Genomic DNA, 16,327 nt, shown 5'->3' with positions numbered 1-16,327 from the left:
TTATACTTATTCCTGATTATTTATGATTCCGGATAGACAGAAAAGGAGAAAGCCGCGTGGGAAAATGGGATTTTAGTTATAAAAAAAATGATTTTATTGACAGATGGACTGTGTCAAAGCTGGAGGAAAAAAGATTTATCACAGAGCCTGAGGCTTTTGATACAGCCCTTAATGAAGGGGCAGGTTATGTTCAGATAATTTATCCTGTAAGAAAAAGATATCTTGAAAATATACCTGATAAAAATTATGAAGATATTGAAATGAAAGATATTAATAAAGTTTATTTTCCATTTGAAAAAGCAAGAATAGATTACTCCGGTTTCTGGAAAGAATGTTATGAACTTAATTTTTTCGCACAAATGTTTATAATTACCGGTAAAAATAAAAGGAAAAATTTTGAAATAAAAACCTGCGGAAGGGCAAAAATATGGGTAAATGGTGAAGAACAGGCTGATTTTTCACCATATGAAAGAAATCTCGGAAAAAGTACCGAGATAAGTCTGGAATTTAAAGAAGGTATTAATGAAATTACAGTTTGGTGTAACGATCTTGCTGAAAGAGATGCGAATGTTTATTTCCAGATGAAATATAAAGATGAAGGGGAATTAAATACGTTTATTTCTGTAACAGGTGATATCAGCAAGGCAGCTGTGGCAGAAAAGATACTGAAAAGCTGTTATCTGGATAAAAACAGCTACAGAGACAGAGAAATAAAGGTATTATTTACTGCATCTCATAATGAAAATCTGGAGATTGATACAGTATTCTATGTTAATAATACACATCTGGATACTAAGATACCTGCAGGAAAAGCAACATTGAAATCAGGGGAAACAAAGTTGGTGCTCAGTATCCCAAAAGAACTGAATATAGGGTATATTTCCGTGATTTTACAGATAAGATTAAGCAAGGATATTATAATTGAAAGAATATTGGGAACAGAGATTTATATTATGGAAAATTTTCCGGAAAATATAGAAAATATAAAAGAACGAAAAAAAGAAGCACTGAAATTCATGTCGGAATACGGCGACGGAAATCTTCAGAAAGTTATTGCTATTATAGAAGATAACGGAGAATACAGCAGAATAAAGGAGATTTTGGATTTAGAAACAGATGCTATAAACCGGAGGTTCGACTGCAGTGACTTTAGAATGCCGGCTTTAATATGGATTTATAAAAAATACAGGAATCATTTTAAAGAAGATGATCTGAAGATAATAAAAGAGAGTATACTGAATTACAGATACTGGCTTGATGAACCGGGAAATGATGTGATGTGGTGGTTTAGCGAAAATCATGCATTGTCATTTCACGTATCAGAGCTTCTTGCCGGAGAGCAGTTTAAACAGGATATATTTCCTAACAGCGGATTAACCGGTTTTCAGCACATAGAAAAAGCTAAAAAATTATTAAACGAATGGTTTTCGAATTTTTTTCTGTATGGATATGGCGAATGGAACTCAGCGGTCTATATACCAATTGATTTAATCGGGTGCTTTGCTCTTTATGAATTAACAGAGGATAAGGAGATAAAAGAAAAAGCAGGCCGTGTTCTGGATCATTCCTTTGAAATAATGGCATTTAACAGCTTTAAAGGAGTCATGACTTCAAGCCATGGAAGGATATATGAGAAAGAGCTGAAAGGCAGAAGAACTACAGAATCTACAGCATTAAACTGGATTGCATGGGGGGAAGGCTACTTAAACCAGAGTATAATGTCCACAGTATTTTTTTGCATTTCATCTTATGAGCCTCCTGAAAAACTTTTGGAATATGAAAAATGGGAACAAAACAGGAGGCTTATTATAAGTAATGTACAGGGTAAAGAAAAGGTAAATCTTTATATGTGTAAAACAAAGGATTATTCTATTTCTTCGGCTTTGGATTACAGAAAAGGAAAAAACGGGCATCAGGAACATATTTTTCAGCTGAATATAACAAAGGATCATGATATACAGTTTTGGATAAATCATCCGGGAGAAAAAGAACTGAATGGAGCAGGAAGACCGAGTTACTGGGCCGGAAACGGGACAGTACCAATGGTGGAACAATACGAAAATAATGTTTTTCTTATGTTTAGAATATCAGAGGATCAAATGGTAGATTTTACACATGCCTATTGTCCGTTTGAAGATTTCGACGAATATATTTTCCGGGGAAATATGATTTTTCTTAGAAAAGACACTGTTTATACAGGTATTTATATAAAAAATCCGTATAAAATAACTGACAGCGGGCCATTGAAAAATAATGAAATAGTATCAGAAGGGCTGGCTAATATATGGTTTGTAAAGGTAATGACAAAGGAAGAAGCCGGAAGTTTTCAGGAATTTACAGACAGATTTTGTAATATGAAAATTACTGCCGGAGAGCTGTATATGGAAATAATTGATTTTGAACATGGAAAAATGAGCATGGACTGGGAAAATGGTTTTAGAGTGGAGAAAGAGGAAAAGGTATTTTTAAGAGTCTGAGCTGAACACAGCATTATTATGATATCAGGAATATTCAGGAGGAACGTAAATGAAAAAATCTTTTGGAATGCGTATAACACCTTATTTATTTTTATTGCCGAATTTTATTATTTATTTGTTATTTTTTATAATTCCTGTAATAATTGCATTTCAGTATGCATTTACTGATTATGACGGTTTAGTAACCATGAATTTTGTGGGATTTGACAACTTTATAAAATTATTAAAAGATCCGTTATTCTGGACAGTAATAAAAAATACATTTTTTTATGTGATTTGTACTGTACCGCTGCTTTTTGTGGTTTCACTTATGATGGCTGTACTGCTTATACAAAAATTTCTGCCGTTTAAAGGACTTTTTAGGGCGGGTTACTACTGGCCGGTAATGATATCAGGAATAATAGTAGGGTTAATGTGGAAATGGATATTGGGAAATAATTTCGGAGTATTAAATTACTTTCTTGAAAGGCTTCATATGCAGCCGGTAGCATGGCTGACAAGCAGTCTTCCGTCTAAAATAGCAATAGTAATGGCCACAATATGGTCGCGGGCAGGATTTTTTATGGTGATTTTTATGGGTGGTCTTGAAAGTATTCCGGAGGTATATTATGAAGCAGCAAAGATAGACGGTGCTGGCAGAATAAAGATATTTTTTAATATTACACTTCCGCTTTTAAAGCCTACAATATTTCTGGTACTTATGCTCGGAGCAATAGATGCTTTTAAGGAATATCCTTTGATATTATCTCTTACAGGCGGAGGGCCGGGGACAAGTACTACCCTTATGATACAGTATATATATCAGCAGGGATTTGAAAAACTGAATGTAGGTTATGCAAGTGCTGCATCAATATTTATGTTTATAATATTATTTATATTTACAAGCATTCAGTTTAAGGCAGCTAAAGGAGGTGCAGTAGAATAATGGGAAAAACGGACAAAAATATGAAAATAGTCTGCATTACTGTAGTTTTTATGATGTTTATACTGATGCTGTTTCCTGTTTTCTGGATAGCATCAAGCTCTTTTAAAGGACCTTCAGAGCTGTTTTCATATCCTCCTACAATATTTCCAAAAAACTTTACATTTGAAAATTATGCGAAGGCTTTTAAAGCAGGAAATTTTGGTATATATTTTATGAATACAGTTTTTGTTACTGTTACTTCTACGATAATAACTGTAATAATAAATACAATGGCGGGATATTCATTTGCAAAGTATAAATTTAAGGGAAGAGACATAATATTTGTAGCATTTTTGTGTACGACAATGATACCAACTACGCTCATAATGAATCCAACCTTTACTGTAATAAATAAAATGGGGCTTTATGACAGTCTTTGGGGAATAATTATACCTCCGGCAGCTACGCCTACAGGAATATTTTTGATGAGACAGTATTTTTTATCAATGCCTGACTCACTTATAGAATCAGCGAGAATAGACGGAGCTTCCGAGTGGTCGATATTTTTCAGGATAATACTGCCGCTTGCCAGACCGGTAATAGCAATACTCACAATTTTTTCATTTATGTGGAGATGGAATGATTTTATCTGGCCGTTACTGGTAATAAGTACTCCGAAAAAATATACATTACAGCTGGCAATATCAAATTTTGCCGGTGAAAATAATATAGACTGGAGCAGTCTTCTTGCAATTTCAGTAGTATCAATGATACCTGTGCTGATTATATTTTTGATATTTCAAAAACATATAATAAACGGAATGATGACTTCCGGAATGAAAGAATAATTTTAATGAAAAATATTGACGGTTATGAAGAATAATAATAGATAAACTTGCAGGAAACTTTAGAAGCAGTTCCTACTTTATTGTAGGGACTGTTTTGTTTTTAGTGAATAAAAAATATAAGAAAAATATAGAGAAACAGAAGCAGAAGTTATCAGGGGAACATTTCGCTCTGAGCGAAATCTGTTTTTACAGGGAAAAGAAGATATAAGGTTTATTGGAATAGTTTTATTATCGTAAAAAGTTTTGACATATAATATAGAAAATATTTTGTGTAAAAAAATAAACATTTGGAAAATAGGAAGAAATATTAAAAAAATTTGTATTATTTCGTTATTTTAAAAATTAAAAAAAATTATTATATTTTTAATATCAATCGAGAGCCACAATTGTTATGTAATGAGTACAATTGAATTTTCATAATGAACTTTGCAGAGTTTCTTTTTTGTATAAAATATGGTAGAATTTATTACTATTCAAAAAAATAGAAAGTGGAGTGTTATGAGGTAAAAAAGCAATCATTAAAAAATAAAATTTTAAGATAATAAACAGCAATATTTATGTTTTTCTGATTTTTTATAAAAGTAAAATACAAAAAATATAAATTAGTAGAAATCTCAAAAGTCTGATAACCTTTTCAATAAATGAAATATAGTGTTAGAGAGGTGATTTTCTGAAAATAAAAAATAATTTGGAAATCAGATATAAATATGCTTTTTTATGCAATAAAACACAAGGGTGAAGTAATTTTTGCCGAATTTTTTAACCGTTAATAGATCGATCATTCGATTAAAGAGTTAATTTAAAATAAAAAGAAATAGTAAAAAAATGTAAGGAAGGGATGACATGAAGAATATTTTGGAACGTGTGGAGAAGGAATTGAAATCCGGTTTGAAGCATAATAAGAATTTCAAGTTTTCAAAAGGGCTTGCTTTAACTTTTTTGATGACAGGAAGTTTTATCAATGCAAGTGAGAATCTTGATCTCACAGTTACAGCAAAAAATCTTGAAAAAAAGATACAAAAATTGCGACAGGAAAATAAAAAGAAGCTGAAATACAGCAGATTAGAACTCGAACGTCTGGAAAATGAAGGAGATCAGGTGATTAAGTCACCATGGGAAAGCTACATTTTTTCGACACTTTTCGGATATAAGGATATGGACAGCCAGTCTAAGGACTGGAAATACGGAAGCAGGGAAAATACTTCACAAGATATGGAAAGAGCTCTTTTAAGAAGCTTTTTGGGATTATCAAGTGTGCGTCAGGGGACGACCGGCTGGATAACAGAAACAAATACAAGCGGGGAAGACGGACACGCATGGACAACAAATACAGATATCTATGATAATACGGCAACATTTACAATAATACCGACAATAAAGGTTCCGCAGGTAGAAACACCGCTGACACCTCAGGTGGAACTGCCGTCGATAAATGCACCATTTGTGCCGCCGGCACCAAATGTAACACTGGCACCAGTGACAGTAAATCCAATAACAGTAAATGTAACGGCACCGGGAACAGTGAGCAGCGTACCGGCAGTAGCACTTAATTCACCGGGGAATATAGATATAGGAACAATATTGGTGGATGTAAATGTAAATGTAAATGACGTAAAAACGCCTATATTTACAGATGTACAGCCTCCGGTTCTGAATCTTACGCCTCCGAGTCTTAATGTGGCACCAGTAACACCGCCGAGCATACAGGGAGCAAATCCTGATGTACCTCAGGCACCTGCAGTGTATGCACCTCAGTGGGATCCTTACAGTGCACCGGGGCAAAACTGGCTGGGAAGAGGAAGTTACTACAGAAACTATTTATCTGTAGATAAAATATCTATGTCTCTGCACAATAATTTTGACAGTACTCCAAGAAGAAACTACGGGACAGGAGCAGTAGGAGCAGCGACAACTCAGGTACACAGCGAAAGAACATCACCGCTGTTTAATGAGGTAGGAGCAAAAGGCGGAAAATTCGTAGCAATAAATGGAAGCATAGCCACTACAGGACAGACAGTAACATTAACAGATAAAGACGGTACAGTAAGATCAACGGCCGGGAATAAAGTACTTTCGGGATGGAACGGAGTAGCAGGAAAGCTTCTTAATAAAAGCGGAGGAAATTATACAGGATATACAGATCCTATCACAGCAGCAGATTATATGCCCGGTTACAGTCCTGATGCCAATGAGCTGGCTGCAAATGGGAAGACATTTACTATAGATAATAACAGGGCTGTGGAGCAGGCACATACGACTATATTTACGACATATGGATATCATAATCCTGTGTTTGACGGGATAGAAGCTCATTTTGGCGCAGGAGCGACTTTAATGAACACTACATATACAACAGGTACTATTTCTATGAAGCATTCAAACCTGAATATGTACGGAAGTGCTGCGATAACTGCGGGACTTCTTGGACAGAGTGCAGCCAAAATTGATTTTACAGGAACAAATGTTAATGTATACGGAAGTAAAAATACATTCTTTTCATTAAACAGCAGTACGGGAGCAAACAGTCATGCTGATATAAATCAGTCAGGGCAGTTTAGTTTTGTAATGGACAATAATATTGATATATCAAAATCGGAAACTGTAATTTTAAAAGTGGATAATTCACATAATGATCCCGGAAATGATGCTGCAATGTCAAATCCGGCTGAAATGGGAAGAAAATGGTTCAAACAATATGTATATCTTCCGTACCTTGGGGCAATTGACTATAAAAATACAGGAACAGTGAATATGTATGGAGCAAAAAACGCTGCCATCAGAATAAATGCAGCAGTTTTGGGAAATAAGAATGACGCCGCTCCTGCATATAATCCGGTAAATAATATAGAGTCGAGCATAGAATTCGGCGGAGACCAGAATGTAGGAATATATTTTGGAAGAAATAATTTACTTCCTGCTTCCAATGGTATATTTAACGGAACACTAAAACTTAATTTCGGTTTTGGAAATAAACTGTCATCAGGAGCAGTACAGGAACAAAACAGTGACGGAAATCTGAGCGGCGGAGATACCAAAAGAGCTGAAAGTTCTGTGGGAATGATAGTAGACAGCGGACAGCGTTCGGAATTGAACGTAAAAATGCTTTATCCTGCTACTGAAAGATACACGGAATATAGAAATTTCAACAGTCAACAAACTCCTTTACTCGGGACTACTTACACAGGAGATGGTGTGGGTGCTTTTACTGTGGCAACAACTGCAGGTCAGGCATATATATTTGACGGTGCAGGAAATGTCAGATCAGAAGCCAGAATAAAATCAGTAAACCTGAATGATTTTAAGGTAACATTCGGGAAATATTCAAAAGATAATATTGCAGTGGTATCAAGAAACGGAAGTGTGGTAGACTGGAGTTCAAATGTAACTGATAATGCACCGATGGTGTCAGGGACTGATGAAAGCTCTACGGCAATAGGGTCTACACTTGCTTATGCTGAGGGAGTCTGGTTTAACCCGAGACAAAGAGGACTTCAAAACTCCTCTTATGTATGGAGAGGAATAGCATACGGGATATTATCACAGCAGGGCGGAAAGTATTATGTGCCCGAATTCAGAAGTACAATTAATATCACAAATAATGCAACTGTAAATTCAATAAAATCAGTTCCTTTTTATGCTAAAGACGGAGGATATATAACTACAAAATCACTGACTTTGAACGGATATGGTTCTACAGGTGCAATGGCATACGCAGAAAATCATAAGGCGGCAACATTAAGCAGTACAGAAGTGATAAAGGACAAAGAAGGAAATACGATATATGACGGAAACTCAGATCATACAGGTACTGGAAATACAAATGCCGGAGGGATAAAATGGAGTTCCGAGGATGCATATTACGGACCGACAATTACAGATGCAGCAGGAAATGTAATATCACACAGCTCAGTTCTTCCAAAGACGGAAATAACAGTAACAGGAGATATAACAGCAACAAAGCAGGGACCTAAAAGAGATGCTCTTGGAAATATAGCACCCGGTACAGATATGGTTAATGATAATACAGCAGCGGCAGCAGTGGTTAAAAACGGAGTGAATGGTGCTGAAATAAAAATTTCTGGGAAGATTAACGTAAACGGAGTAGGAGCTTTTGCTAAAGGTACAGGAGCTCTTGTAGATATTCAGGGCGGCGGAAGTATAATTAACACGGGACAGAACGGAGCCCTCATAGCACTGGAAAAAGGAAAGGTAAATTTCGGTGGTGGAACAATAGAGCATAAAGATACATATACAGATTCTCATGAAGGAAAGCTGGTATTTTATGCAGATGAAACAGCAGGCTCAAATATAAATTTCAAAGGTGCTACAACAATGAATGTCTATGACGGTGTAGTATTCTACGGTTCAAAAATTGATTATTCCTCAGGAGCAAAGCTTGCAGGAGAAAGCGGAAGATATACAGGAATGAGTCAGGTAACGGTAAATCTTAAAAATCACGGAGTAAACCTCGGAGTATTCGTAAATCCTGGAACTCTGACATGGGACGGAACAGATGACTTCTTGAATAATCCTGTAACAGGTCTTAGAAACTTCCCTAAAGTAGCAGCAATAAACACAGGAAGTTACTGGTATAAAACATCACTTGACGGAGCAGTTCTAAATGTAACAACGAATGTAAACAGAGACAGCATATCGTCAGGATCTACAGCAGGAGATGGATTTAACGACTTGATAATGGAAAGAGTAATGGTAAATATAGGAGCTTCCAAGACAATAAGTTCAGCAGCAGGAAACGGACTTGCTATCGGGTCGAATTCTAAAGCTGTAAATAATACAGAAGCAGGGTATACAGTAAATGGAAAAATAAGTATTTCCGGAGGAGCAGGAGCAAATACAGGAGCCTATGTAAGCTACGGACAGATAAATAATAAGGCAACAGGAGAAATCATAGTAAACAAAGGTGTAGGAGTATACGGAGTAAACGGAAGTAAGCTGGTAAACGAAGGACTAATCCAGATATCAGGAAAAACAAGTGCAACAGAAGGCGGAGTAGGAATAGTAGGATTATCAAGAAAAATAAATTCTTTGGGAGTACCTACAGCAGATACATTCGGGACAGATCTGGGAAGTACGCCGACAACACAAAAAGTAATAGAAATTGAGAATAAAGGAACAATCAAAATATATGACGGAGGAACAACACCTTCATCGAATGCTATAGGAATCTATGCAGATAATAATACAGGAGCAGCCAGAAACAGAGTAACCGTATTGAATAACGGTGAAATAGTTCTTGGTGATAAAAGTGTGGGAGTATACATAAAAGGGACAACACAAGGGGGAGAATTAACTCTTAAAACAACTGCACCAGCTTCAGGAGCAGATATAACAGTAGGAAAAGAAAGCTTCGGAGTACTTGTGGAAAATTCAAAAGTAATTCTGGACGGTAACTATTCGATAAAAGTAGGAGAAAACGGAGTAGCTTTAAATCTGAAAGATGATATGTCTACTTTGAATACCGGACCGGCATCAGAATTGACAGTACTTTACAATCATGCTGACCCGTCATCTGCAACAACAAGAAAATTCGGAACAGGGTTGTATTATGAAGGAGCAGTAGGAAAAACTCTTACTAATGATTTGAATATTACTGTGGGAAATGTATCAGGAATAACAGCATCAGAAAATGCTATTCTTGGAATCTATGCTAAAGGAGCACAGACAACAGCAGCTAATCTGACAAAACTGATAAATACAGGGAAAATAACGCTGACAGAAAATGACTATGGAATATATGGTAAAACTGTGGATATAACAAACAACGGTCAGATAGAAGTAAAGAAAAACGGAGCAGGAATCTATGCAGAGGATGCTAATATTACTACAAAGGACGATCTGATAAAAGTAACCGGTGAAAATAGTGTAGGACTTTATCTGAATGGAAACAACAATACTACATATGAAAGAGTACTTACATTAAATCACGGAACTGCGAATATGAATATTACCGGTGAAGAGGGAATAGGAGTATTTGCCAAGGACGGAGCAAGAATAAATATTCTTGGTCAGATATTGCTGGGAGATTCTAATACTGTTCTTCCGTCAGGAGACATGAGAAGAAAAACAGGAATATACCTGGAAAATACAAAACGAGCCAATGAAATAGGAGCAGCAGGATTACTAACAGTAGGAAAAGATAATATAGGAGTGTATTTAAATAATTCCAATCTGAAAAACAGCGGAAAAATTTCTGTAGAAAACGGGGCAGCTGCCCAAAATATAGGAATATATGCATTTGCAAAAGATAAAAGCGGAGTAGCAGACAGCTTTACACTTGAGAATACAGGTACAATAGAAGTAAACGGATTAAAAAATATAGGGATATACGGGAAAACAGACAGCGGAGTATCAGGAAATCAGGGAACGATCAACTTATCTTCGGGAAAGATAAATGTAACAGCTTCTGATCCGCTGACAGCGGCTAATGTACCATTAGGAGTATACGTAAAAGGTGAAAATATAAATGTAGCTTCCACATCCTCAGTAACAAAGATAAGTGAAAACGGAATAGGAGTGTATCTTGAAGGAAATTCTACTCTTGGAAAAGCAGGAGGAGTATTTAACGGAGACTTCACATTAAAGTCAGCAGCTAATTCTAAACCGGCAATAGGAGCTTACTTTAAAGACGGAGCACAGGCACTGTCAGGAAATATAAAAGTAGTAAGTACAGGAACAGCCTCAGACAGTTCGGGAAATCCGATAAGACCGATAGGATTATTCTATGCGGCCAATACAGGAACACTTAATAATGGTGTAAATATAACACTGGCAAATGACGGAGTTACATTAAATCAGGAAACAATCGGAATATACGCTGCAAAAGTGGCAGATATGAATAATACAGGAAATATCATAATAAATGCCAATGCAAAAGGTATAGGAGGATACTTCAAGGAAACGAATCTGGTTAATACAGGAAATGTGACTGTAAATGCTGACGGAGCATTCGGATTGTACATGAAAGCAGACGGAATAACAGCTTCAGTATCATCAAACGCAGGAATAATAGCTGCTAATAATAAAGATTCAGTAGGAATAATACTGGATGATAAAGCAGAACTTACAAATACAGGAACAATATCATCAAACTCAGGAGGAACAGCATCACAAAGCGGTTCTATAGGTGCATATGTAACGAATCAGGGAAAATTCATCAATGACAATACAGGAAACCTGACTTCAACAGCAGCTTTATCTGGGGCAAATCCCGGAAGTGTGGGGATATATACTAAAAACGGAATAGTAGAGAATAAAGGAAATATAACGTCGGAATACCTTGGAATATATGGTGAGAAGGACAGCAGTCTAAGTTCATCAAATACACTGATTACCCATGAAGGCAGCCTGAATGTAAACTCAGGAATAGGGATATATACAAAGGATACGGGAACAAAGACAAATCTGAAATCAGGCGGAACAATAACAGGAACAACAGCAAGCCTTGCAGGTGTTATGGCTTATGATAAAGCAGAAGCGACACTAGACGGAACAAATATCTCATTAACAGGTGATTATTCAAATGCAGTAATACTAGGTAACAGTATCAGTAATACAGATAAATCTTCTTTAACACTGAAAGCCGGAAATATAACTGTAGGTAAAGAGGGAACTGCGATATATTCCAAAAACGGAAATATAACAATAGACAGCGGATATACAGGATTAATTACAATAGGAGAAAAAGGAACAGGAGTATATGCTGACAGAAATACAACAATAGGAGCAGGAACTCTGGAAACAGTATATTCACACGGAACAAACAAAGGAGTGGGAATATTCTATGACGGAGGGACACAAAACAATCAGGTAACAGTAAAACAGCATGCAGGAAATAATAATCTGATAAATATTTATGCACAGGATATAGCTCTTGTAAATAATGCAGATCAGGAAGTATCACAGAACGGAATAGGAATTTTCATAAAAGGACCTGGTATTGCATCAACACTGGAAAATAAAAAAGAATTATCATTGACAGGATCAGATTCAGTAGGAATAGTAACAGAAACAGGATCAAGCGTAATTGCAGCAGGAAAGATAACAGGAGTAAACGGTGAGCATGATAAAATCGGAGTTTATGTAAAAGGCGGAGATATTTCCGGAACTTCTGCATATGATTTTGATATAGACGGCGGAATAGGAATGTATCTGAATAATGCAGTAAGCTATACAGGAACAATGGATCTTAAAGGCGGAATATATGATAATGGTACAAAATACAGAACAATAGGAATTCTTGCAGCACCGTCATTTGGAACAGGAACTCTTGCAGCAAATATAGACATGACAGGAGCAGGCGGAATAGGAGTATATCAGGAAACAGGAACGAATGTAACGTATAACGGAAAAATTGACCTTCTTGGAACAAGCACACTGATTGATCAGGGAATCGGAGTATATACTAAAAACGGAAGTACATTTACTCTTGGAAGTCTGGGAGAAGTAAAGGTAGGCGGAACAAATAACATAGGATTCTATGTAGAAGCCGGAGGAACACTGAATATATCAGGAGGAACGGTAACTAATACAGAGGACGGAATATTTGCTTATCTTGAAGGCGGAAGTATGACGTTTACTTCAGGAAGTTCAAATATAAATTATGCGAATGTAATAGTAGCTTCAGGAGGAAGTCTTGTAAACCAGACAACTATAGCAACAGGAAAAACAGGATTACAGGCAACAGGAGTGAGTTCGTTACTGGTACCTTCGACAATACTGAATGACACAGGCGGAGTAATAAATTCATCAACACTAAGTGCGGTAGCTATGACAGGACTGGATGGTGCATATATAGACAACAAAGGTAAGATCAGTCTTACAGGAGACGGTGCAATAGGTATTTATGTAAGAAATGCCAAAGGAGTATCATCAGGAGAAGTAAACATCAATGAAAAATCAGTAGCATATTATGCAAATCAGGCAGGCGGAGAACTGACAATAACAGGAACAAGTAATATAGGCAAGCATTCAACACTTCTTGCAGTGGAAAACGGAGGAAAGATAAACTACCAGAGCGGAGCAATAAATCTCGGGGATGAAAGATACGGAGCCTTGATAGACGGAGCAGCAAGTGTGATAGATTTTGGCGGAAATGATATAACAGTAGGGGAGAAGTCAGTAGCAGTAATGCTTCAAAATGGCGGACAGCTGAATAATACACTTCATAATATAAATGTAGGAAAAGCAGGAGTCGGAATATATCTTGCAGATGCTACAAACATTATTTCACCTGCCTCAAGAACAATAAATCTATCTGAAAATGCGACAGGAATATATGGAGATAACGGAGGAAATATACAGCTTGACGGAAATATACTGTCAGTATCAGACGGAGCCAAAGGAATAGCCTCTAAAAATTCAGCACTTTCTACTATTGAGAATGCCGGAAATATAGATTTGTCAGGAAAAGCAAGTGTAGGAATGTATGGAGAAGGAATAGATACGATAAAAAATAATGCAGGAAAGACAATAAAAGTAGGAGAAAGCAATACGGCAACTGGAAAAGCAGGAGTAGCTTTATTCGGATTAAATTCATCAGCATTATTAAATGAGGGGACTCTGGAATTCGGAAAAGGTGCAGCAGGGATCTATGGTGAAAATATATCTTCCGGAATAGAAAACCGTACAGGGGCAATGATAACAAATAACGGACAAACTAACGGAACAGGAATATTTGCAAAAAATTCTCTTGTGGAAAACAGGGGAGATATATTACTGGGAGATACATCAAACGGAATATATGCTGAAAACGGCCAGATAGATAACTACGGAAATGTAACAGCAGGAAATGAAAAATCATCAGGATTATTCGGTGCGGGAACAGCAGCAGTAAATCATAATTCCGGAACAGTAACAGTAGGAGCAAATTCAGTAGCTCTTGCATCAGAGAACGGGAATATAATAAACAACAGTATACTCACATCAACAGGCGAAGGAAGTACATATATCTACAGTAAAAACGGTAACGGGGAAACAAATGCCGCATTGACACTAACTGATAAGAGTGTGGGTATGTATGGACAGTCTGGAGTTATGACAAATAACAATATTATAACTGTAGGTAAGTCAGATGTAGCAGCTAAGGAATTTTCTGTGGGAATGGCAACAGAATCAGGAAAGATAGTAAACTCGGCAGGAGCACAGATCATAGTAGGAAAAGAGGCCGGGGTAGGGATGTTTGCCAGCGGTGTAGAAGTAAAACACCCTGACGGAACAACAACTTACGGACCGTCAGGAACGGCAGAAAACTACGGGACTATAGATGTAACAGGACTGAAAGCATACGGAATGCTCGGTACAAATGGAGCAACAGTATACAATGCAGCTACAGGAATAATAAATGTAGACGGAACAGGAGCAAAAGGAATAATAGGAACAAATGATGCTAATATCATAAATGACGGGATAGTAAATGTAAATGGAGCAGGGTCTCAGGGAATCTATATTGAAAGAGGAGCTACATTAACAAATACTGGTCAGATAAATGTAAACGGAGACGGAAAGATCGGAGTATTCATAGGAATGGGAAGTTCTTTTGTAAATACTGCGGGAATAACAATAAGCTCTGGAGGAACAACAGTATTTGACGGTGGAGGAACACTAGCTAATATAGGAGATATAGTCATAGACGGACCAACTGCTACTGTAAACGGGATTACAATAAATAATACAGGAAAAATAGAAATAACAGGTTCACTGGACTTTACCGGAAATATTCTTCTGGAAACAACGCCTGGAAAAGCAGGAACGATAAATGTAGGCGGGCTTTCAGGAACCGGTCATATTATACTAAGCCCTGATGCAACATTAGGTAATAACTATGATATGCATCATGTACAGCTTCTCGGAGGACTGAGCAATCCGGAAACAGAGACAATAAGAGTAACATCACAGTCAGTATCATTTATAGCGGAGAAATATTTTGACAAGGATCTGAACAGCTATGTACTGACACTTACAAGAATACCGTATGCACAGATGCTTAAAAATACAGAGGCGGTAGAATTCGGAAAAGGACTGGACGAGCTTCATTCAAAAGGACCGGGAGATACAGAAATGGATATGTTTGATGCATTGAAATCAGTATCTGATAAGGATGAACTGGCTGAAACATTTGATATGCAGCTGAGAGGTAATGTATATGCGAATATCCAGCAGAGAATGATGGATGTAAGCGGAGTTCTTGATACAGCATACAAGCAGCTGAAAAGCGAAGAAAATACAACTAAGGATATTACTAAGGTATCAGCGATTTATTCGGGAGGAAATATTACAGATAAGAATCCGGGAGTGGAGGAATATGATTATCAGTCACTGGGAATCATGTATCTGAAGGAAAAAGAAACATTGAAATATGGTACAAACTTTAATTATTCACTTGGAATACTGCAAAGTAAGTTTGACTTTGATCAGGGATCAAAAGAAGACATAACAAGTCTGAAAGCAGGAATAGGATATGAACAGTATCTGAAGCAGGGCAGCAGATTCAAATATATGACAAGAGGAGAGCTTGGGGTAAACTACCATGATATGGAAAGAAAGATTTACTTAAGCAATGGAACATATAAGAATAATGGAGATTACTTCTCTGGAACAGCAGAATGGAAAAACAGACTGAACTATGAACTTCCAATAATATCAAAGAATTTTAAGATGGATATATTTGGAAGTCTGAATACAGGATACGGGAAATTCCAAGGCTTCAAGGAAGACGGAGACGGAATGTATCTTGATGTAAAATCAGAGGATTACTTCTCATTAAGACCAGGAGCAGGAGTAGAGGGGGAATGGTCATATACAACAGTAAAAGGAAGTAAGTTTATGCTTACGGCAGGAGCAGCTTATGAATATGAGACACAGGATATCTATGGAGACGGAAATGAGGTAAAAATAGCCAATACAGATGCAGGGTACTACAGACTGGAAGAACCTGAAAAAATAGATAATATATTTAAGGCAAATGTCGGAGTAGGCTATGAAACATCAGGAGGGTTTAAAACAGGAGTAAGAGTAGAGAGAGAAGAAGGAAGTGTAAAGGGTACAAAATATCAGTTAGACTTTTCATGGAAATTCTAAAA

At 36.8% G+C, this 16,327-nt stretch carries 4 protein-coding genes; all 4 read left to right on the top strand.

The window, feature by feature from the left end; genetic code table 11:
- The first annotated feature begins 56 nt into the window (after window positions 1–56).
- Window positions 57–2,477 (top strand): hypothetical protein, encoded by a 2,421-nt coding sequence (locus STERM_RS20030; protein ID WP_012863444.1) that lies wholly within the window; start codon window positions 57–59, stop codon window positions 2,475–2,477.
- Window positions 2,478–2,526: 49 nt separating this feature from the next.
- A complete protein-coding gene (locus STERM_RS20025; protein ID WP_012863443.1) occupies window positions 2,527–3,402 on the top strand; it encodes a carbohydrate ABC transporter permease in 876 nt (291 codons plus the stop codon).
- A complete protein-coding gene (locus STERM_RS20020) occupies window positions 3,402–4,229 on the top strand; it encodes a carbohydrate ABC transporter permease (RefSeq protein ID WP_012863442.1) in 828 nt (275 codons plus the stop codon). The genes STERM_RS20025 and STERM_RS20020 overlap by 1 nt, the downstream gene beginning before the upstream one ends.
- Window positions 4,230–5,072: 843 nt before the next feature.
- Complete coding sequence (locus STERM_RS20015; RefSeq protein WP_012863441.1) at window positions 5,073–16,325, top strand: autotransporter-associated N-terminal domain-containing protein; 11,253 nt, start codon at window positions 5,073–5,075, stop codon at window positions 16,323–16,325.
- Window positions 16,326–16,327: the final 2 nt, after the last annotated feature.

The sequence above is a fragment of the Sebaldella termitidis ATCC 33386 genome (genome assembly GCF_000024405.1).
GTDB lineage: Bacteria > Fusobacteriota > Fusobacteriia > Fusobacteriales > Leptotrichiaceae > Sebaldella > Sebaldella termitidis.
This window is presented reverse-complemented; position numbering and strand designations above follow the sequence as displayed.

Coding starts and splice junctions, on each gene's coding strand:
- STERM_RS20020 (WP_012863442.1), top strand. CDS start 3,402: ATGGGAAAAACGGACAAAAATATGAAAATAGTCTGCATTACTGTAGTT.
- STERM_RS20025 (WP_012863443.1), top strand. CDS start 2,527: ATGAAAAAATCTTTTGGAATGCGTATAACACCTTATTTATTTTTATTG.
- STERM_RS20015 (WP_012863441.1), top strand. CDS start 5,073: ATGAAGAATATTTTGGAACGTGTGGAGAAGGAATTGAAATCCGGTTTG.